The following is an 18,743-nucleotide window of genomic DNA, read 5'->3' as shown; positions in this document are numbered from 1 at the left end:
CCTACGATTCGTAATGTAGGCCAGATAAACGTAGCGCCATCAGGCAATAATTTGTTGGCAGTAATTCTGCAACAGCGCACGCGCTTCTTTGTTTGCAACCTGCATTACCATCCACGGACTGAAAGCCCACGGCGTCGCGTCAATCCCGCTTAAGACATCCTCAAGATTGCTCCACTGGCAATCCATCACTTCATCTGGGTTTAGCTGTAGCTCACTGACGATATGTGCGGCATAAACCGGACATACTTCGTTTTCAACTATTCCACTCGGGTCCGTGGCGCGATAACGAAAATCAGCGTATACGGGGGTGAGCAAGTTGATATCTGCACCCAGTTCGAAGCGAGCCCGGCGGACAATAGCAGCTTCGTTGGTTTCACCTAACTGCGGGTGACCGCAGACAGAGTTGGTCCAGACACCTGGCCAGGCTTTTTTGTGCAGCGAGCGGCGGGTGACCAGCAGTTGGCCCTGCTCGTTAAATATCCAGCACGAGAAAGCGGAGTGCAGGGGGGTTGTGGCGGTATGCGCCGCATACTTTTCCAGCGTTCCGCAGGGTTGGTCCTGCTCATTCAATAAAATGACATGTTCCTGTCGCATAGCGTCCACCATCAATCTTAAGCACTCACATTATATGCTTAATTAAGTCAGAGTGATTAACAGAGGGTGTGAAATGCCAGAGCTGCCGGTTCGTTGCGCGATATGATTTGGCATCCGGTTTCTGGCTGCTATGATAAAGCGTCTGAAAATGTTGCGAGGTATTGTTTTGAGTGCAGGACGCCTGAAGAAAAATGGCCTGGGTATCGTGATGCTGCTGTGTGTCGGTCTGCTGTTAGCGGGCTGTTCCGGGAGCAAGTCGTCTGATACAGGAAGTTATTCCGGCTCCGTGTATACCGTGAAGCGGGGAGATACGCTATACCGTATTTCGCGCGCCACCGGTACCAGCGTGAAAGAGATCGCTCGCCTGAATAATATTTCACCGCCCTATACCATTGAAGTGGGGCAAAAGCTGAAGGTCAGCGGCGGCGCGAAAACCAGTTCAGGATCTGGCAAAACAACCAAGAAATCCTCAACCAAAACGGCGGCGGTCAGACCATCTTCTTCTGTGCCGCAGTCGTCCTGGCCACCAGTAGGGCAACGTTGCTGGCAGTGGCCTGCCAGCGGTAAGGTGATCCTGCCTTATTCTACGGCGGACGGCGGCAATAAGGGCATTGATATCTCGGCTGCGCGCGGTACGCCGATTTATGCGGCCGGAGCAGGGAAGGTGGTTTATGTCGGTAATCAGCTGCGGGGCTACGGTAATCTCATCATGATTAAGCACAGTGAGGACTACATCACTGCGTATGCGCATAATGACACCATGCTGGTGAACAACGGTCAAAACGTGAAGGCCGGGCAGAAGATAGCGACGATGGGCAGCTCGGATGCGACGACGGTGCGCCTGCATTTCCAAATCCGCTACCGGGCAACGGCTATCGATCCGCTGCGTTATTTACCGCCGCAGGGGAGTAAGCCAAAATGCTGACGGTGAATTAATCGCCAGTCAGTCGGTTAGTCCCTTGCCAAGAAGAGCGTAAGGTTTATAATCCCTTACGCACTTCAATGCGGGCGTAGTTCAATGGTAGAACGAGAGCTTCCCAAGCTCTATACGAGGGTTCGATTCCCTTCGCCCGCTCCAGATCTCTCCCCTTGTGGCAAAACTTCGATAAAAATCGTTTTGCTTTCAACAACTTAATTAACATAAGTTGTCGTGTTCGTTCTACCATTGAACGACGATTTACCAACACAAGGTACACTGTTAGTTGTCACGGATAGTTACTATGGAAGTAAGAGTATAACTATTCGGCGGCGGCAGTTGTAGCCCTCACACCGCGATAGCACAACGTGAAGGAAAAGCCTGATCCGGGCATTGTCTCTTACACCAGACTGATCACACGCATTCAAGCCCGATGTGTGGCCCTATGAGCCACGTAAACAGGTTTATGGTGATAACGTACCTACAAACGACATGTAGGCTCTATCAGCGTTTCAGCCACGCTCCCGCAAGGGTACACGGTTATCCTGATAAGGTGTGATCCCTCTGACAGTCTGATGAAGTCGCTACGCTCCGCTTGTTGCTGTATCACCAACGGGGCTTTATGGCTTCTATTGTCCAGAATCTTTGAGTTGCACATTTTCAGTGTGCTGGATAACCTGAGATTAATCCTAACCATCAGAGAAAAGAGACTATGCAGATCACTGTCACATCCCAAAACGTAGACACGCATAAGAAAAACATCAGACGTGATGACCTGAAAGGGTTAACTTGTTTCATGCAAATGGCACATAGTGTGCGTGTGACCGCATCGCAAGATCACCAAGCCATCGTTCAGAGTGTTTTGGGGAAACCTGATAGCGATCACCACCATCAATTATCATCTTATTGGACATGGAATGATGTGGACGCCGTAAAGCTGGTTGATGTGCTGTACGCAGTCGCTAACGCATGAAGCCGTCGGAAGTTTCTTGTTTTAACGGAAGTCTAGCGCTTAGCAACTTGATAAACCTGTTATGGGTAATAGAGCCACTCAAACGAAGGTTTTCAAATGGAAATGTTAAAAAGTGCGGTGTTCTCAGATTGTAAGCAGTATCGCTATTCAATAACCAGGACCTGGGATGAAACAAAGCCCTATGTGGTCTTTATAGGTCTGAACCCTTCTTATGCTGATGCTGAACAAGATGATCCTACGCTTGGGCGTTGTATCTCGTTTGCTCAGGGGTGGGGAATGGGGGGAGTACGTATTGTTAACCTCTTTGCATTCGTACATACAAACCGCTTCGAGATGATGAAAGTTGCTGATCCGGTTGGTGCTGATAATGATCGCTACATAGTTGAAACGGTAGCTAATGCTGGCATAGTGGTTGCTGCATGGGGCAATGAGGGACGGCATTTTCAACGCTCTGCTGCAATACGTGCTTTATTACCAGCTCACACTAAATGCTTTAAAATCAATGCAACAGGTGAGCCTAAACACCCCCTCTATGTACATGGTGACACAGCGCTAATTCCCTTTATTTAATTGGTAAGGTATCCGGTGAGTTTACCTATTCCGTATTGTGAAACAACGTCATTAACCCCATAATCCCTTTTAACCTTGGGTGATCTCAGGTGTTGAAACCTACTGCAATGGGAGATTAGAAATGGGTATGATTACGTGTGAAGAATGCGGGGCTGAGTACAACGAAGAAGACGGTTACTGCGTAGCTTGTGATGAGTCTACGCCACCACCAGGTGAACAGTGTGAATTTTGCGATAACCCTGCAACCTCTTATGTACAAGATCATCCGGTGTGTGATGATTGTTTTGATGATGCCTATCCTGTTGATTGATAGTTTCTCTAACAAAAAAGGGGGCTTTGCGCCCCCTTGTATCATCCTCTCAAAGCCTGTAGCCACATCATAAGCAAATGAAGCTGACTTCCTGTCATTGCTGGTACTTTAACCGCTTGACCTCGTTCTGCGTTGCACAGCGCGAGCGCTAACGCCATAATGCTGCTGTTCTGCATTTCCTTCTCTCCGTTGGGAATGTTGAATACGGCGGGGGCTGGCTTCTTGGTGGTTGGCGGCCCCTGCCACCTGATTAACTTGCTGATCAACTGCTCTTCTAAGGTTTGTTGGTAACAGGTAACGCTGTATCGTCGTCCCTGCAAACTTCACTACCTGCGTATAAACGCACACCGTAGCACCACACCAGATAAAGCTGGTGATTAGCTCTTCTTCCTTTTTCACTCTTCCGAATCCTCTGTATTGAAGGTTTTCGCATAGGGACATTTCCCCTTAGTTACGTAGGTGAACAGGTAATTGGTGTTCTCATACACGCACAGCGTTTTTCCGTTCTCCGTCTGTTCCTCCTGTGGGTTGGTCATCGTAATTTGTCCGGCATTAGCCAGGGGTGGCAGTAGCACCAGCGTCAGCACCAGTAAGCTGTTTTTCATGTGTACCCTTATAAATCCATCTCATTGATCACACGGCTAACGGCTTGCTTGTCTAAGTCCAGATAGCGCCTGGTGTCGGTAATGTTGCTGTGATTGAGCACGGTCATAGCTAACGCGATGTTGTTTGCTGAACGCTTGTAAATTGCATTACCTCCCGCCTTTCGGAAGCTGTGCGCCGATACAGTGCCATGAATCCCGATAGCTTTAGCGGCTTCTGCGATCTGCTTGCTCACTTCTTCGCGGCGTACTGGTGCTTGCTTGTTCATTGATCGGTTACGCTGGCTCCTGAACACATGCACGTCATGCGGATACTCAGCACGGCGACGTGCGATCATCTGCACCACTGGAGCCGGAAGGGTGAGGGCTTTACGCTTCCCTGTCTTCTGTTCTTCTATGTCTATCTCTCCGTTGATCACTTCGTCGAAGCGCAAAGCGACGGCATCCCCCACACGCAGTACGGCGGCTTGCATCATTAACGTAACGTCAGCTATCAGGCTCTTGTTACGTGCGTTGAGCCACTCCCTGATCGCTTTGGCTTGCTGTTCGTCTAACACTACTGCTCTGTTCAATTTACCCTCCTTCAAGGTCACACATCTAAACCGATGAAATAAACATTATGATCAATTTCAGTGAGTTGCAAGATAAATGATCAAAAATTGATCTGTGTTGTGTGTGGTAAATGGCGCGATTGTGTCCAGGGTTCAGCACGAAGAATCACGGCTCCCTGTTTGAAATTTGCATGATTTTGAAATATCTTGAACAAAATCATAATGTTGGCATTTATAAACATGTGTTTGGACGTTGCCAAATGGTCGTATCGGCAAGAAGAAGAGCGGCAAAACTGGAACATCACACTACACATGGTTGTGTGTGGTCTTTGTCTATCTCATTGTTTTTGCATAGGTAAATGGGGGGCTGTTAGGCGAGGGCGGCGCTAACCTGCCAGTATGCACGGAGTATGCAGAGTTTATTCATTCGAAACTGATTGAATAATGAAATGATTAGAATGCTAATTAATTGGCGGTTTTGGCATGGAAAAATCAGCGGCGTTTCATTTCGTGAAACTCGTTCGACAAATTGCACCTGTCATGAAAGTGTACATTCTCCACAATGATCGCTGTGAGCCGCACGGCGTAAGGCTCCCGCATAAGTGAGGGTAAAGTGTATTGATAGATAGAAAGTGATTCAGAGAGCGTTACAGGTGGATTATTTAGAATAGATTAAGCATCGCTTTACCTAGGGTTTAGCGGGTATTTAGAATGTATTTAGCGTGGGATTTTTCCGGCGCTATGGAGTGTTGTTTCATGCGAGCACTGCGAACATGAAAAGATTATTGCATGTGTAGCATGTAATGCGGAGCATGAAAGAGTTATACAGGAGATGATCACTGGATAAAGATAATTTGGTTCAATAATTTCTCCTGTAATAGTCATTTGTCATGCTCGCTACGCTCACCGACAATTAACACCTAACCACTAACCCTTAATTAAATTAAGGTTATTAATTATCCCTTTTATGTTCTCGTACTCCTCGAACATACATCTATTGTGCAAGATGGCTTTGTGCAATCACATTTCATGCAACATCCACCCGCTGATCGCTGGTTCATCGTGAGCCTACATTTTCCGAAGGTATCAAAATAAATGTAAAAGGACTTATCATTTAAAATGATACCTCCTCTTACGTGATACCCTCGTAATCAGCTTGATTGTGCAATGTAGCGTAGCTACAAAATCGGCTCACTTGCATGAAGAGCCGGAAATGATACCCTCTCTTGAGTTGCCGTCTTCTCTAACGCATAAAAAATGATTGACAGCAAATTTGTTTTGTGGTAGGGGTTGACAAATAGGTAAGAAAAATGTTATAGTACCCATGTAGCATAAAACTTTATCCACATAATCCAATCAATCAACGCACTTCGAAACCATAAGGTTTGCGAGGTGTTTTTCTTTATACGCCTAACCAAGGAGGCACTATTGAGATACTTCGACATTGAAGACACACTTCGACAATTAAAAGACGGAACCACCACCCGTTACCACATCCGAGCATTACGCAACGCCTGCCGCGCTCGTGGATACCACGAAAGAGAAGCCTTTCTTACAGAAGTATTGAAGCGATGGGATGAAATCCGCGCTTCGACCACTGAATAAACTTTGAGGAATAGATAATGAAGATCAACTTCACCCCTGAGACTTATCAGGCACTGATCAAACGTGCCAATCGTGAAAATAAAGCCGCCGCCGCACTGGTGAGCGAATTATTAACAGAAATCCTTAACAAAGAGGAAACCAATGAACCAAAGAAGAAGAATAACCTACGTTGATGCAATTTGCGGATCTGGAAAATCCACCACATTACAGCACTACATCAAATCAAGTTTATTAACAAATTCCGAAGCAATTCCCCCTCGTTATCTCCTGGTGATGCCAACACATGAATTATGTGGACAGGTGAGGGAAGAACTCAAAGACAGACGGGTTAAGAGTTATCACGTAGACACTGAAACAGAAGCAGTGAATCACCTGGTGGCAACTCTTGAGAATGACTTCGAACACTCTGTAATTATCTGCACTCATCAATGTTTCATCCATTACTGTTATCGTGCAGAATTCGAGCCTGAATTACAAAACCTCCTGAAAAATTTCAGTGTGGTAACTGACGAAATTCCTGATGCAATGTTTGGCGCTTACATCAAAGTGCAGCATACAGATCAGACGGAAGAAAACTTCCCATTCCTGGAATGGCTGGAAGAGCGGGACGGATTGTTATTCCTGCGTGAAGATTGTCGGGATGAATTTTATAAATACTGGCATGAAAAACAGGCGAGCGGTGCTGAGTTAAAGCGCCTACTCTGGGCGATTATGCAAGGTGCTGGACTTCTCTATGAAGAAAATAAACACCTGTTTGCATTTACTGCGTCACCAATAATCAGATCGGTAGAATGGGCTGAACAATTTACACTTTTAGGTGCTGGCTCTTCTCGTAGTTTATTTGTCTGGACTGCTGAACATCTGGCAGGGTATGCAGTAGAGGAAGCTGGTGAACATCTACAGCCACCACTTGAAAGACGTAAACACAAGAGTGTGCCGATCTCTCTGGTCGCCGTATGTGAGAACAGATGCACTTTGACAGCATTACAGAAAGTGTTTCACGAACATCTACAGGAAATTATCCAGCGTGTTCCAGGTGAATTTATCTTCGCTACCAACAGGGATAAAGCCTTGTGCCAGTTTACGACTATTGGAGATGAAATTCTTTCAAATTCTGCCCGTGGTGAGCGTGTTTCAATGGCTTCCTACGGATTAAACCACTACCAGCACATTCACAATGCTGTGTTTCTTGGATGCAGTAATCTTGACAGAGATTTTCAGGGTAAATGGCGGCAGTATGCAGAGCTTAACGGATGGGATGTTGAAGAATTTGAACAGAAACAACGAGCCGCAATGAATTATGAACGGTGCTACCAGTTTATTAGCCGCACATCTGTACGTAATGCTGACACTGATCACCCTCTGGTGTTCGTAGTGCCGGATCTGGCAACTGCTGAATACATCAAAGAGCATTATTTCCCAGGTGCAAAGGTTGAATGTCTCAACTTTGGTAAAGCGAGGAAGAAGCGAAATACATCGAAGGGTGACAATACCCGCGCCGAAATACAGAAGCATAAAGCTAACGGACTAACTCAGAAGCAAACAAGAGAATTAATGAATGTGGGAATCGCCACTGTTAAACGAAACTGGAACTAAACAGGAGGAATAATTGATACAATACATAAAACTGAATAACACGAAACAGATTCAAATCAACGATAGCGGGAAGAGCGTTTATTACGCGCTTGTCTGGTTCTGGAAAGGTAAGAAAACAAAAATTAGCTACGGCGAATTATCTGATAAATCCGGTGTAAGTGATAACGGGATCAGATTCTGGCTTCGTGCTCTGCGCAACATTGGCGTAATTGAGATAGATGATGAAAGTAATTATTTATCTTTCACGCTAAAACAAATCGAGCGCGATAATGTAGAATTTATCTACACCAATTTCTAAAACACACTACGGGAAACTTTTATGATCGTCGCTATCTATTGGCTATTTGCATTTTACGCAGTATGGACATTAATGAGAAAACACGGAAGTTTCCCTCTACGAGGAATGAATGGGAAAAAGAGAACGCAGTAACATTGTCAGAATCGAAAAAACAGTAAGAGCAACAAAACGCAAATTCACTACCACGCTTAAAGATTATTCAAGAGAATCTATTCCTGGAGAATGGAACACCGAAGTAATAGAACACCCTCCAACGGTTCCAACCGGATCAGAGTTTGAATTATTGCAGGATGTTTTAGCATCTTCTGAAACTGTCTTTTACAAACCACGCCGCCGCCGTGAATACCGGGTTGATTCATCCAATCTGAAAAAATGGCAACTATTCTCAGAAAATTACATTGACTACGTAGGCTATTCACAAACTAACGGCCTATCTAATCACACTCAAGATTTAGATTTTTTATTTCATGACGACAAGGAAAATTATAATGACTAACACATACAGCACTATCCAAACTAAAATTATCAGCTTTGAAGAAAATTGGCATTTGCCAACATTATCTTTGGTCAATCAGGCGCATCGATCAGGAACGCCCTCCGCGCTCTTGGAAGCCGTGAAGCACACGGATCAGGCAATTACAGCGCTTGAGCACCTGCAAACGTCCGTGGCGTTACTGGTGCAGCGTGACGGCAGCACGATCACACCGCAAGAGGCCTGGCGCATTGCGAATGACCTTGAAGAACTGGCTTGTTCCTTCCAATACATCACGCTTGAGCTTGGAGAGCTTGCCATAGAGATCGCAGAAGAATGCGCTGTATGTGAAGGTGAATAATTATTCACTCAAAGTGCTTGACAATTCGTAACGAAAATGTTATACTTAAAGATAGGGGACACATTGAACGGATCGGTGTGCCTCCTCTGCTTCTACTACTCCCATAGTAGGAATGGCTTTTCTCTTTCCTGCCGAACCAGAAAAGCCCTCTTCCCTAAAATCATTCTCTCATTGATTTTTGGTTGTGTCTTTATTGCTACGTTTCGTTTGTTTTTCTAACAAAGGATTCTCCACTGCCTTATTTATTGCCTCTTCTCGATAAATAGGGGGTATCCGGTGGAGAACACCTTTATTAACGGTAGTAATTCACAACGAGTGATTTTATAGAAGAGCAATTCCGCTCTTTACAACTGTAATCATTATACGCCTGTATAATGTGCAGCTGTCAGACGAAAACATCTTGGACGAATGGAACATTGTTTCTATTGTCGAGTGTTATTGTCTCTTCATTAATTATTGAGCTTCCCGAAAGGCTGAATAGCTAATGAAATTCCATAGGTTATTATTGCCAGCGTGGAAACACGTTTAATAATCTCGGCTGGATTCCTCCTAAGATTGCCAGCCTCCCATAAGCCCCTTAATTGGGGCTTATTTCACCCCTGTAGTAACAAATTTGTTAAGGAAACACCATGTTCCTGATGAACTATGATCGTGTAATAACTCATAAATCCTCTTCAATTATCCTCACTGAAAAGATGATTAAACAAGCTGCTGATGTATTCGGCGTGAGTGTAGAAGAGATTAGAGCGGCTACAGAAAAATTCTGGCCTACATCAACGATCACAAAAAACAAAGAGAAGCCTCACCCATTATCAGGGCTTGAGGGACGATTAAAACTATTAGCTAATAAAGGAAAATAACCAATGCAATTTGGAACATTTCAAACATTAAACGGGGATAACAGCCACGCCCGTTACAAAGTGGTGGCCTATGCCTCAGATCTAATTATGCAGGATAAGCTAATCAAGCCAGCCTCACCAATTACCGCCGATCTTATTGTGGGCGACCTTGTTGATTCCAGTGGGAATCTTGCAACGTCAGTTGATGCAATTGCGTATGTTGTCGTAGAACCTGCTCCAGTGGGCGCTAAGGCGTTTGTAGTGGCTTCTCCAGAACATACCATTCTATCACTTGCAGGTATTGAATTTGGTAGCCTTGATAAATCATTAGCTCAAGCGCAGCTTGCCACTCTTGGCTTTACCTTTACTGACTTTGACACTGTAGCGCTACGCACTACCTAATAAGGAAATTAAAATAATGTCTAAAGATTTATTCTCTGGTGTAGTGTACGACAGTTTTACAAGCCCGTTCACTTTCAGCACTCAGCTAAACCGTATTATTTCAAATCTGGGCTTATTCCGTCAGGAGTCCCACAACGTAAATCTGATCGCCCTCGAAAAGATTACCGATGTTAAAAATCTGGTGGCTAAGGAAAATAGCCCATACGCTCAAAGCGATTGGAACTCTGCACAACGTCCAGAATTTAGCAATGCACTATACCAGCTTAAATACCACGGTATTCTAAACAGTGTTACCTCTCTTGACCTGCAACAATACGCCGCGCGTGGAATTGCTGACACTGCCGATCAAGTGTCAATCGCCCTTAGCGATTTCTCAGATAGTCAGTATTCTATGGCAGAAAATGCCGTTGAAATTGATCTGGTGAATGCTCTGTTAGGACTTCGTGTTAACAGCGACTATGCCGGACAGGGTGATCTTGATTTCCTTGCTGGCGGTGCTCGTACAGAATACACCCTGGACACTTCCGACACGGCGAACATCTTCGAACAACTAAGCGAAATTGCCCGTATTCAGAATGTGGCTCTTGGTGATGGCCTGGCACAACAGAAACAAGGCGCTGTGATCCTGGCTTCTGGCTTAGCGGCAAAGGCGCTAAGGTATCATCCATCTATTAAAGATTTCATGGTGTACACCCTAAGCGTAAATAGCTCTGACAACTTCTACACTCGAACAGTAGAAAGTAATCCGGCTTACGAGGTGTGGACTCTGAACGGGATCACGGTGATCGATGTAACAGGCTATAGCCTCATTAGTGACAAGATCGGTGTGGACGGGTTCGCCGTCATCCCACGCATGAGTGAGGGGAGTAATGCACTGGTGCTGCACACTGGGATCGGCGTTCGTCATTTAACACTCGGCAAGAGTGCTACTCTGCATAATCAGTATGTTGTTTCAGATGCAAAATGGCAATTCCCATCTATTGCAACAGAAACCAGCTATCTACCAATTAATAACATCCCTACAGCGATCGTTTTCGGTAGCATTGCGCCAGCGGCGAAGAAATAGAACTTTAAATAAAGTTCAATAGAAAACTATGAGCATAGGGGAGGGCGTAGAAATACGCTTTCCCCTTTTTTATTTGTAAGGAGTCCATTTTATGGAAATTATACTCAAGAGTAAAGGTGTTCATCTGCATCTTGATAATACAACAGCAGAACAGCTATTAAATCTCTCTGCTGTAGCTCGTTTGCTTGAAGTCAGCCCAACACATTTACGCCAGCTTTTACACCGTGGGATGAGTGTTAGCGATGCTCTGCATTATCTGACAAGCAAGGAGGGTAATAATGCTTGAAATTCAGACCAGTAAAATTAATAACGTGGTGACATTCACCGTTGATCGTAATTCAATGAAGCAAGCTATGGACGCTTTCGATCAAATTCAGAAAAAAGCGAAAGGTATGAAAGACCCCACTTTGAACATGAAAAAATTCAATCAGGGGTTAAAGTCTGCTGAAAGAGAATTAGATAAGCTGAATAAGAAAGCCTCTAAGCCTCGTAATAGCGATGAACGAGAAAAGGCAAGGGCAGCTAAAGCCGCGCTTCGTGTAGAGCAACAGGCAGCGAAAGAGGCCCAAAGAACAGCAGTACGCAGAGAACGTGCTGAATTGAAGCTACTCGACACGGCAAGCAGCTTTAAGAGTATGCAGCACCTTACCAATGTTGAGCTTACACAGGCAGCACTGGCAGCGTCACGCATAACTAAAGCGTACTCCCAGGGCACGATCAGCCTACAACGCCAAAACAGCGAGATTAAGCGCCTCCAGCAGAGCTACAGACGCATTAACGCAGAGCGTAGGGCAGCGGCAAAGGCGGGAGGGGCTAACGCTCTTGCTGGCGGTGGTAAAGCGACAGGGGCGATCTCTGGCTCTCTGATGGGCTTAGGTGGCGGGGCGATTGCTGGCGCTGGTATCGGTGCGGCGGCTTATGGCGCTTATTCTTGGGGCAAAGATGCAGTAACGGCACAGGAAGAGCGTAGCGAGATTGTACAGCGTGCCAGATTAGGGAACGTTGATTACAACGCGCTACAAGCACAAAGCCAGTATGCGACGGCTAACGGGATTGATTCCGGTATGGGCTTGCAGGGAATGAGAAAACTCCTTGATAATTATAAGGATATTCAGGATCGCATTGGTCAAACCCTCAACCAGGCTAAATACGATAAGAAGTCTGGAGAGTGGAAAGGTGGTGATCAGGGGATTCTGTCAGCAGTGAACACTGCCGGATTCACGATGGACGATTTACGCCGATACCAAACAAACCCGATGGGCTTTACCTCTGCCTATGTTAACACCTTGGAAAAACAAGGGAAATCCTCAGAGCAAATCCTCGCATCTTTGGAACAGCTTGGTGATGACATGGGTTTGTATGTGGGTGCTTTCCGCAATCAAGGTAAGGCACTCACTGATCAGGTGGACGTGCTCAAGCGTAACGGGCAATGGTTGAACCAGGAACAGCAAGATCAGCTTGTAGCCTATCGCAAATTCAATCAGGAAATGGACATTCTCAACGATAGCCAGAAGTTGGCCTTCTTTGAAGGTTTCATGGAGTCTCTCGACCCTGCGACGGTTAAAGAGTTTAAGGAAGCTATGCAGGAGGCGTTACCCTTCTTCAAAGGCTTAGGGAAAGCGGCGGGTGATGTTGTAGACGGCCTAATGAAGCTAACCAACTGGATCACAGGCAAGCTAAACCTCCTCAATGGTGACAACACAACTAAAGAGGCGGTGAGCCAGCATTACGGCACAACGTCAGCACCTGCACAGCCTAGAAGTAATCCTGTGGCTAACGCCTATGGAGCCAGCCAGCCTAAAGCAGACGGCACACACCCGCATAATGTGTTTGATACGGTGCGCGAGTGGTGGAACGGCACAGGCGATGCTAAAGACGTGAGCAGCTACGCACAGGGCGCTAACGGTGATTATTCTCCTGTTTCGATGTTGAAACAATCCGCAGCGGCTACAGCAACACCGCCAGTTAATAATACGATGGTGCAACCTGTAGTATTACAAAATAACCTGCCGGAAGGAATGATCTCTCTCACTATTGCCCCTGATCCGACATTCGGAAACATGCTAAATGCGAGCGTGGATCAGCGTATTAATCAGAACAATCAGCGCATGGTGCTGGCTGTTTCATCTGGACAAGGGACGGGGGGCTAATTGCCCCTCTTCGTAAGGAATAAAATAAAATGGCAACACCAGGAAGTTTAACAATCGGGGGCGATTCTTCCCGAATCAATTCAACCTCAAATAGTAATAACAGCAGTGCTACACGTAATAAAGGTGAAAACGGATTCACTATTCTTGCATCTGTTTATAATCCAGCTTCTGATAGCTACATTCAAAACTATCAGGCAATTGTATTTGATGCCGTGACGGATACGGGAATACGCAGACAGGCAGACATTACAAGCTATCCCGTTGAGAGCAGGGCAGAAGTGAGTGATCACGTTCAGATTAAGAATAATACATTCAAGCTATCAGGAATTATTACAGAAACTCCGGTAAGGCTTGAGAAAGATTTATTATACAGTGCTGGCGTTAATGGTACTCGTATTTCTCAGGCTATCCAGTATCTTGATAAAATCTTTGATAGTCGTCAGCCTATTACATTAGTGACAGAGCACAAAGTGTATGAGAATGTCATTCTCTCTGGAATCAGTTACGATTATAAATCTGAATACGCGATGCAATTCGATCTTGAATTTGAACAGATCAGACTTGTTAGCAAAGCTACAGTTAATGTAATTGCTACTAAAACGCAGGGGAATAAATCTGTAGGCGGTACGGTGAAACAAAGGGTGGTGAACAATGCATCTAAGAAAACCGAGGGTGATACGGTTACTACGGAATTTAAGAAATAAAAAAGGGCATTTTGCCCCTTTTACAAGGAAGATGATTCGAGCTATACCAACGAATCTACGTTCTCAAATGGGATGGATTTAAAAAGATAACCCTGTAACCCCCAAATGCCTACTTCACGCAAGATTTCTATACTTTTTCTATCCTCAATGCCTTCAATAACAATTTTGTCGCAGTATTTTTTAATTAATACAATTAATTCGTAGAAGGTTGGTTTTTTCACCTGCTCATTAAAGAAAATGCGATCTATTTTTACTACTTCAAAGTAACCTTCTATCAAACTAACTACATTCGAATTACCTGCCCCAAGGTCATCGAGCCACAGCCCATTCACACCCTGGCTCAGCGACTTTAACAAGGGGCTATTTAATCCTTTATCTAAACCTGGGAAATTCTCAGAAAGCTCAAGTTTGATGAATGGCATCGATTCGAAAGTTTGTCTAAGTATGTAGTCATGACGTATCAGAAAAGCCATTTGCTGATCAATGTTCAGTGTACAAAATAGATTCTTTCGTTCGAACCACTTTTGCATACTGGCAATGTTTCCGCATTGTTCGTATAGGAAAAGCCGTTTCCTATCTAAATCCCAAGATGAAATTGCGAACTCAGGATGAAGGGGGCGTCCATCTGGGGAAATGAAGCGAGTGAGAAGCTCAACGCCCAACAACTTTTCGTCAATGCTTACTATAGGTTCAGCAATGAATGTAGTATCCATAACAAACACCTTAAATTTCTACATAGGTTCATTCATAATGTGGTGTTTGTAACAAAAAATCAATAATGATTTCTGTTATTTAAGTGTATAACCTACTGAATTTTGGTAGGTTTTTGTTTTTTTTTTGGTTTTAGTGTTAAGGGTTTTATGCTCTTTTGTTACTATTTTAATCTTGCTTTGTTTGTAAAGCAAGAATTGGCGTGTATAATTCATAAATAATAGCTTATTAATCTAATCAATTTGTTTATAAAAAAGGGGCTTACGCCCCTTTTTCCGTTTTTGAAAAGATCAACTCGGGATAATCTACCATTTCCACATAGTCGGATAGCTCTTTCATGGAACATCCAGCGCTGTATGTCTTAAACGCTTCTGTGGCTGCGGCCTGGGAAGAATGCCCGGTAATGTAACCAATTCTTTGTTCAGGAATGCCAGCCCGATCCAGGCAAGTGATAAAATGCCCCCTGAGACTGTGGAAACATTGACGATCTGTAGCGGTAGGCAATACACGATGGCGTAGCCTGGTAAACGCTTGTGAGTAGAATGGGCCTTTCTTACCGTCAGCACGGTTAATCTTGTTAGCCTGTGGGAATAGGTATTCTCCATAGCCGTGGCTTAGGTATTCATCGACAATTGTAGTTAGTCGGGAGTGAATCGCCACATGTCGGATTCCAGCCTTAGTCTTCGACTTTGAAATGAAGAACGTGCGTACACCTTCCACCGTTTTGATTTCTGACTTCTTGAGGCTTGCCAGTTCATCAAGGCGGCATCCTGAAAACAGCCCCATTATTATAATGTTCCTGATTTCCGACTCTGCTGCATCAAGTAGCTTTTGCATCTGGTCAGGCTCAAACGGCTGATAGCTCTCAATTGTTCGCCTTGCCTCGAGGTTATGACCGTGAAACGGGTTATCTGGTGTTATGTCGTCGTAACTCCTCCGCGCATACTCGTACAGACTTCCCAGGCATGTTAGCCAGTTCTGCACGGTTTGAGGGGCTTTCTTGTCCTGCTGGTTGATGAACATTGCCACTTGTGAGCGTCTGACCTCAGTGATCTGAATGTCTGCACGATTAAGAGAAGTAAGAAATACTTCTACGGCACGAGCAGATTTAGCCAGCGTCGAGAATGAGCGCTTATCTCTGTATCTGTCAGCGTATTGATCGCGGATAGCGGTTAACGTTGGCACTGTCTGGAGTGGGGCGCGTAGCATGGTTTGTTTATGCAATCCGGCTATGGCGTTTTGTATGCGCCGTTCCTCCGTATTCGGGGAATACTGTTCCTTGAGTGTCTTCCACTCGATCAGCATGTGATTACGGAAGTGCTTAGCGGCGTTAAGGTCTTTGGTTCCCGTTGATTTCCGGTAGAGACGTTTCCCCCCGAAGATGTGGCGCATGTACGACGGGATGAAGATCTGAAACATCCAGACTCCTTCCGCAGTTGGATAAAGATAAGATTGGCCCTTGATAGACATGAGATTAATCCTCTAAAATCTCCGCTATCAACTACCAATGTTGAGATCTTTCGCGGTTCCTGGGCTTCTTTGTTCGATTCCCTTCGCCCGCTCCAAACTCAAGTCTTCTGAAGTCTACCAAACTCAATTTTCCCTTGATAAATCAGCAGTTATAGCATTCTATTAGTCTATTGAACTCAATTGTACTCCCCCAGGGTCAAGCTCAATGTGGGGGTATGGATGGGGGTATAATTGTACCCCCTGCTGAGAGGTACCCCCAATGAAGCTGACAGCTCGTCAGGTTGAAACTGCAAAACCTAAAGATAAGCCCTACAAACTCGCTGATGGTGGTGGTCTTTACCTGCTGGTTAATCCCAACGGTAAAAGATACTGGCGTCTCAAATACCGTTCGCTAGGTAAAGAGAAGCTGCTCGCTATTGGCGTTTACCCCGATGTTTCTTTAGCTGAAGCCAGAAATAAGCGTGAGGATGCAAAAAGGACATTAGCGGCTGGCAACGATCCTTCTCTTGAACGGAAAATTGAGAAACTTAGTCGTCAACAAGATGCAGAAAACTCTTTTGAGGCTATCACGCGGGAGTGGTATCAGCGTCGCTATGACCGCTGGTCTGTCTCCTACCGCGAAGAAATGTTGAGAACCTTTGAAAAGGATGTGTTCCCTTATATCGGTCACCGGCCAATCAAAGATATCAAACCGATGGAGTTGCTTGCTGTTCTTTCAAAGATAGAAGTTCGAGGAGCAACTGAGAAGGTCCGTAAGGTTCGCCAGCGTTGTGGAGAGGTCTGGAAGTATGCCGTTGTGACTGGCAGGGCTGAGTACAATCCAGCTCCTGATCTAGCCAGCGCAGTAGCTCCCCATGAGAAAGAGCACTATGCTTTTTTGACCCAGGATGAATTGCCAGAGTTTCTTCAAACTCTGAACACCTACGCAGGTAGTGTACTTGTTAAAATAGCGATGCAATTACTTATTTTGACTGGAGTAAGGCCTGGGGAATTGAGGCAAGCGGAGTGGCAGGAGTTTGATTTTGAGCGGAAGGTTTGGAACGTGCCAGCAGAGCGCATGAAAATGCGCCGCCCTCATCTGGTTCCGTTATCAAGCCAGGTAATTGACTTGCTTAATCAGCTTAAACCCATGACGGGAGCGGGAACGTTGCTGTTCCCAGGACGTAATAATCCAAAGAAACCGATGAGTGATATGGCATTGACTGTGCTGGTCAGGCGTATCGGCTATGCCGGGCGTGTTACGGGGCATGGATTCCGCCACACGATGAGTACTATTTTGCATGAGCAGGGATTTAACTCAGCTTGGATCGAGCTACAACTGGCTCACGTCGATAAGAACTCAATTCGTGGAACGTATAACCATGCTCAGTATCTAGAGGGAAGGAGGGAGATGATGCAGTGGTATGGCAATCTAATCATTGATTTGAATTCAGCAGTACGGTCAGGCTGACCTGCCCCCACGATTAGATACAACACTCAGTTAGTAACGTCGGAATCTTCATTCTCAGAATGACCCTTTCTCCAGCCCGCTGCAAATTCAGACGGTGTCTGATAATTCAGCGTGGAGTGCGGGCGGCATTCGTTATAATCCTGCCGCCAGTCATTAATAATTTTCCTGGCATGAACGATATCGCTGAACCAGTGCTCATTCAAACATTCATCGCGAAATCGTCCGTTAAAGCTCTCAATAAATCCGTTCTGCGTTGGCTTGCCCGGCTGGATTAAGCGCAACTCAACACCATGCTCAAAGGCCCATTGATCCAGTGCACGGCAAGTGAACTCCGGCCCCTGGTCAGTTCTTATCGTCGCCGGATAGCCTCGAAACAGTGCAATGCTGTCCAGAATACGCGTGACCTGAACGCCTGAAATCCCAAAGGCAACAGTGACCGTCAGGCATTCCTTTGTGAAATCATCGACGCAGGTAAGACACTTGATCCTGCGACCGGTGGAAAGTGCGTCCATGACGAAATCCATCGACCAGGTCAGATTGGGCGCCGCCGGACGGAGCAGCGGCAGACGTTCTGTTGCCAGCCCTTTACGACGTCTTCTGCGTTTTACGCCCAGGCCACTGAGGTGATAAAGCCGGTACACGCGCTTATGATTAACATGAAGCCCTTCACGGCGCAGCAACTGCCAAATACGACGGTAGCCAAAACGCCTGCGCTCCAGTGCCAGCTCAGTGATGCGCCCTGATAAATGCGCATCAGCAGCCGGACGGTGAGCCTCATAGCGGCAGGTCGACAGGGATAAACCTGTAAGCCTGCAGGCACGACGTTGCGACAGACCGGTCGCATCACACATCAACATCACGGCTTCCCGCTTCTGGTCTGTCGTCAGTACTTTCGCCCAAGAGCCACCTGAAGCGCCTCTTTATCCAGCATGGCTTCGGCAAGCAGCTTCTTGAGTCTGGTGTTCTCTTCCTCAAGCGACTTCAGGCGCTTAACTTCAGGCACCTCCATACCGCCATACTTCTTACGCCAGGTGTAAAACGTGGCATCGGAAATGGCATGCTTGCGGCAGAGTTCACGGGCGGGTACCCCAGCTTCGGCTTCG

General features: G+C 45.8%; 23 protein-coding genes and 1 tRNA gene. 17 read left to right on the top strand and 7 right to left on the bottom strand.

Annotated features, from left to right (window positions below; translation table 11 throughout):
- Positions 1-39: 39 nt before the first annotated feature.
- A complete protein-coding gene (gene idi, locus OGX67_RS07545) occupies positions 40-594 on the bottom strand; it encodes an isopentenyl-diphosphate Delta-isomerase (RefSeq protein WP_032948043.1) in 555 nt (184 codons plus the stop codon).
- 166 nt (positions 595-760) lie between these two features.
- Between idi and actS the strand changes: the two genes are divergently transcribed.
- The 5 genes from actS to OGX67_RS07520 all read left to right on the top strand — a co-directional run bounded on the left by actS (position 761) and on the right by OGX67_RS07520 (position 3,363).
- Positions 761-1,519: an amidase activator ActS gene (actS, locus tag OGX67_RS07540; protein WP_003026902.1), complete on the top strand. Its 759-nt coding sequence runs from the start codon at positions 761-763 to the stop codon at positions 1,517-1,519.
- A 79-nt stretch (positions 1,520-1,598) separates the two neighbouring features.
- Positions 1,599-1,672 (top strand) — tRNA-Gly (locus OGX67_RS07535).
- Between the two features lie 550 nt (positions 1,673-2,222).
- Positions 2,223-2,483, top strand: coding sequence for a hypothetical protein (locus tag OGX67_RS07530; RefSeq protein ID WP_211819380.1), 261 nt, complete (start codon positions 2,223-2,225; stop codon positions 2,481-2,483).
- 96 nt (positions 2,484-2,579) lie between these two features.
- Complete coding sequence (locus OGX67_RS07525) at positions 2,580-3,053, top strand: DUF1643 domain-containing protein (RefSeq protein WP_077270580.1); 474 nt, start codon at positions 2,580-2,582, stop codon at positions 3,051-3,053.
- Between the two features lie 121 nt (positions 3,054-3,174).
- Positions 3,175-3,363 carry a hypothetical protein gene (locus OGX67_RS07520; RefSeq protein ID WP_139134468.1) on the top strand — a complete coding sequence of 63 codons (189 nt, stop codon included), beginning with the start codon at positions 3,175-3,177 and terminating at the stop codon, positions 3,361-3,363.
- A 108-nt stretch (positions 3,364-3,471) separates the two neighbouring features.
- On the opposite strand, the gene OGX67_RS07515 is transcribed toward OGX67_RS07520, so the two are convergent.
- Genes OGX67_RS07515 through OGX67_RS07505 form a run of 3 tightly spaced genes read right to left on the bottom strand, consistent with a single transcriptional unit; the run spans position 3,472 to position 4,537 of the window.
- Positions 3,472-3,762 carry a hypothetical protein gene (locus OGX67_RS07515; RefSeq protein WP_222137767.1) on the bottom strand — a complete coding sequence of 97 codons (291 nt, stop codon included), beginning with the start codon at positions 3,760-3,762 and terminating at the stop codon, positions 3,472-3,474.
- Complete coding sequence (locus OGX67_RS07510; RefSeq protein ID WP_179952809.1) at positions 3,759-3,968, bottom strand: hypothetical protein; 210 nt, start codon at positions 3,966-3,968, stop codon at positions 3,759-3,761. The genes OGX67_RS07515 and OGX67_RS07510 overlap by 4 nt, the downstream gene beginning before the upstream one ends.
- Positions 3,969-3,976: 8 nt before the next feature.
- A complete protein-coding gene (locus OGX67_RS07505; protein WP_071199478.1) occupies positions 3,977-4,537 on the bottom strand; it encodes a tyrosine-type recombinase/integrase in 561 nt (186 codons plus the stop codon).
- Between the two features lie 1,601 nt (positions 4,538-6,138).
- Between OGX67_RS07505 and OGX67_RS07500 the strand changes: the two genes are divergently transcribed.
- The 11 genes from OGX67_RS07500 (at position 6,139) to OGX67_RS07450 (ending at position 14,009) form a co-directional block, all read left to right on the top strand.
- Positions 6,139-6,294: a hypothetical protein gene (locus OGX67_RS07500; protein WP_170844020.1), complete on the top strand. Its 156-nt coding sequence runs from the start codon at positions 6,139-6,141 to the stop codon at positions 6,292-6,294.
- Positions 6,263-7,717, top strand: a complete 1,455-nt coding sequence (locus tag OGX67_RS07495; protein WP_222137766.1) for a DEAD/DEAH box helicase — start codon at positions 6,263-6,265, stop codon at positions 7,715-7,717. Before OGX67_RS07500 ends, OGX67_RS07495 begins: the two co-directional genes overlap by 32 nt.
- A 13-nt stretch (positions 7,718-7,730) precedes the next feature.
- Positions 7,731-8,015, top strand: a complete 285-nt coding sequence (locus tag OGX67_RS07490; protein ID WP_071199476.1) for a hypothetical protein — start codon at positions 7,731-7,733, stop codon at positions 8,013-8,015.
- 109 nt (positions 8,016-8,124) lie between these two features.
- Positions 8,125-8,511, top strand: a complete 387-nt coding sequence (locus tag OGX67_RS07485) for a hypothetical protein (RefSeq protein ID WP_257651823.1) — start codon at positions 8,125-8,127, stop codon at positions 8,509-8,511.
- Complete coding sequence (locus OGX67_RS07480; protein WP_109956654.1) at positions 8,504-8,848, top strand: hypothetical protein; 345 nt, start codon at positions 8,504-8,506, stop codon at positions 8,846-8,848. The genes OGX67_RS07485 and OGX67_RS07480 overlap by 8 nt, the downstream gene beginning before the upstream one ends.
- Positions 8,849-9,477: 629 nt before the next feature.
- Positions 9,478-9,708, top strand: a complete 231-nt coding sequence (locus tag OGX67_RS07475; RefSeq protein ID WP_222137765.1) for a hypothetical protein — start codon at positions 9,478-9,480, stop codon at positions 9,706-9,708.
- A 3-nt stretch (positions 9,709-9,711) separates the two neighbouring features.
- Positions 9,712-10,089, top strand: a complete 378-nt coding sequence (locus OGX67_RS07470) for a hypothetical protein (RefSeq protein ID WP_222137764.1) — start codon at positions 9,712-9,714, stop codon at positions 10,087-10,089.
- A gap of 16 nt (positions 10,090-10,105) precedes the next feature.
- Positions 10,106-11,155 carry a major capsid protein gene (locus tag OGX67_RS07465; protein WP_222137763.1) on the top strand — a complete coding sequence of 350 codons (1,050 nt, stop codon included), beginning with the start codon at positions 10,106-10,108 and terminating at the stop codon, positions 11,153-11,155.
- Positions 11,156-11,246: 91 nt separating this feature from the next.
- Complete coding sequence (locus OGX67_RS07460; protein ID WP_222137762.1) at positions 11,247-11,441, top strand: uL22 family ribosomal protein; 195 nt, start codon at positions 11,247-11,249, stop codon at positions 11,439-11,441.
- On the top strand, positions 11,434-13,305 hold the full coding sequence (locus tag OGX67_RS07455) for a hypothetical protein (protein ID WP_257651824.1): 1,872 nt from the start codon (positions 11,434-11,436) through the stop codon (positions 13,303-13,305). The genes OGX67_RS07460 and OGX67_RS07455 overlap by 8 nt, the downstream gene beginning before the upstream one ends.
- Positions 13,306-13,334: 29 nt before the next feature.
- Positions 13,335-14,009: a phage baseplate protein gene (locus tag OGX67_RS07450; protein ID WP_222137761.1), complete on the top strand. Its 675-nt coding sequence runs from the start codon at positions 13,335-13,337 to the stop codon at positions 14,007-14,009.
- 41 nt (positions 14,010-14,050) lie between these two features.
- On the opposite strand, the gene OGX67_RS07445 is transcribed toward OGX67_RS07450, so the two are convergent.
- Positions 14,051-14,722, bottom strand: coding sequence for an EAL domain-containing protein (locus OGX67_RS07445; RefSeq protein WP_222137760.1), 672 nt, complete (start codon positions 14,720-14,722; stop codon positions 14,051-14,053).
- A gap of 259 nt (positions 14,723-14,981) precedes the next feature.
- On the bottom strand, positions 14,982-16,190 hold the full coding sequence (locus OGX67_RS07440; protein WP_222137759.1) for a tyrosine-type recombinase/integrase: 1,209 nt from the start codon (positions 16,188-16,190) through the stop codon (positions 14,982-14,984).
- Positions 16,191-16,449: 259 nt separating this feature from the next.
- Between OGX67_RS07440 and OGX67_RS07435 the strand changes: the two genes are divergently transcribed.
- Positions 16,450-17,640 carry a tyrosine-type recombinase/integrase gene (locus OGX67_RS07435; protein ID WP_048998164.1) on the top strand — a complete coding sequence of 397 codons (1,191 nt, stop codon included), beginning with the start codon at positions 16,450-16,452 and terminating at the stop codon, positions 17,638-17,640.
- A 26-nt stretch (positions 17,641-17,666) separates the two neighbouring features.
- On the opposite strand, the gene OGX67_RS07430 is transcribed toward OGX67_RS07435, so the two are convergent.
- Positions 17,667-18,743 (bottom strand): IS3-like element ISSen4 family transposase gene (locus OGX67_RS07430; protein ID WP_171866509.1). Its coding sequence is split into 2 segments (ribosomal slippage), with 1,078 coding nucleotides annotated over them: positions 17,667-18,529 and positions 18,529-18,743; the frame shifts between segments, so codons are not numbered across the junction. This gene is flagged as partial in the annotation.

The sequence above is a fragment of the Citrobacter sp. Cf118 genome (assembly GCF_030334095.1).
Classification (GTDB): Bacteria; Pseudomonadota; Gammaproteobacteria; order Enterobacterales; family Enterobacteriaceae; genus Citrobacter; species Citrobacter freundii.
The sequence above is the reverse complement of the archived record's forward strand: the minus strand, read 5'-3'. Positions and strand labels throughout refer to the sequence as shown.

What these genes read in the sequence shown, in the direction of transcription:
- OGX67_RS07485 (WP_257651823.1), top strand. Translation starts at nt 8,125, where the DNA reads ATGGGAAAAAGAGAACGCAGTAACATTGTCAGAATCGAAAAAACAGTA.
- OGX67_RS07520 (WP_139134468.1), top strand. Translation starts at nt 3,175, where the DNA reads ATGGGTATGATTACGTGTGAAGAATGCGGGGCTGAGTACAACGAAGAA.
- idi (WP_032948043.1), bottom strand. Translation starts at nt 594, where the DNA reads ATGCGACAGGAACATGTCATTTTATTGAATGAGCAGGACCAACCCTGC.
- OGX67_RS07495 (WP_222137766.1), top strand. Translation starts at nt 6,263, where the DNA reads ATGAACCAAAGAAGAAGAATAACCTACGTTGATGCAATTTGCGGATCT.
- OGX67_RS07470 (WP_222137764.1), top strand. Translation starts at nt 9,712, where the DNA reads ATGCAATTTGGAACATTTCAAACATTAAACGGGGATAACAGCCACGCC.
- OGX67_RS07450 (WP_222137761.1), top strand. Translation starts at nt 13,335, where the DNA reads ATGGCAACACCAGGAAGTTTAACAATCGGGGGCGATTCTTCCCGAATC.
- OGX67_RS07530 (WP_211819380.1), top strand. Translation starts at nt 2,223, where the DNA reads ATGCAGATCACTGTCACATCCCAAAACGTAGACACGCATAAGAAAAAC.
- OGX67_RS07480 (WP_109956654.1), top strand. Translation starts at nt 8,504, where the DNA reads ATGACTAACACATACAGCACTATCCAAACTAAAATTATCAGCTTTGAA.
- OGX67_RS07445 (WP_222137760.1), bottom strand. Translation starts at nt 14,722, where the DNA reads ATGGATACTACATTCATTGCTGAACCTATAGTAAGCATTGACGAAAAG.
- OGX67_RS07475 (WP_222137765.1), top strand. Translation starts at nt 9,478, where the DNA reads ATGTTCCTGATGAACTATGATCGTGTAATAACTCATAAATCCTCTTCA.
- OGX67_RS07500 (WP_170844020.1), top strand. Translation starts at nt 6,139, where the DNA reads ATGAAGATCAACTTCACCCCTGAGACTTATCAGGCACTGATCAAACGT.
- OGX67_RS07525 (WP_077270580.1), top strand. Translation starts at nt 2,580, where the DNA reads ATGGAAATGTTAAAAAGTGCGGTGTTCTCAGATTGTAAGCAGTATCGC.
- OGX67_RS07465 (WP_222137763.1), top strand. Translation starts at nt 10,106, where the DNA reads ATGTCTAAAGATTTATTCTCTGGTGTAGTGTACGACAGTTTTACAAGC.
- OGX67_RS07440 (WP_222137759.1), bottom strand. Translation starts at nt 16,190, where the DNA reads ATGTCTATCAAGGGCCAATCTTATCTTTATCCAACTGCGGAAGGAGTC.
- OGX67_RS07455 (WP_257651824.1), top strand. Translation starts at nt 11,434, where the DNA reads ATGCTTGAAATTCAGACCAGTAAAATTAATAACGTGGTGACATTCACC.
- OGX67_RS07460 (WP_222137762.1), top strand. Translation starts at nt 11,247, where the DNA reads ATGGAAATTATACTCAAGAGTAAAGGTGTTCATCTGCATCTTGATAAT.
- OGX67_RS07510 (WP_179952809.1), bottom strand. Translation starts at nt 3,968, where the DNA reads ATGAAAAACAGCTTACTGGTGCTGACGCTGGTGCTACTGCCACCCCTG.
- OGX67_RS07435 (WP_048998164.1), top strand. Translation starts at nt 16,450, where the DNA reads ATGAAGCTGACAGCTCGTCAGGTTGAAACTGCAAAACCTAAAGATAAG.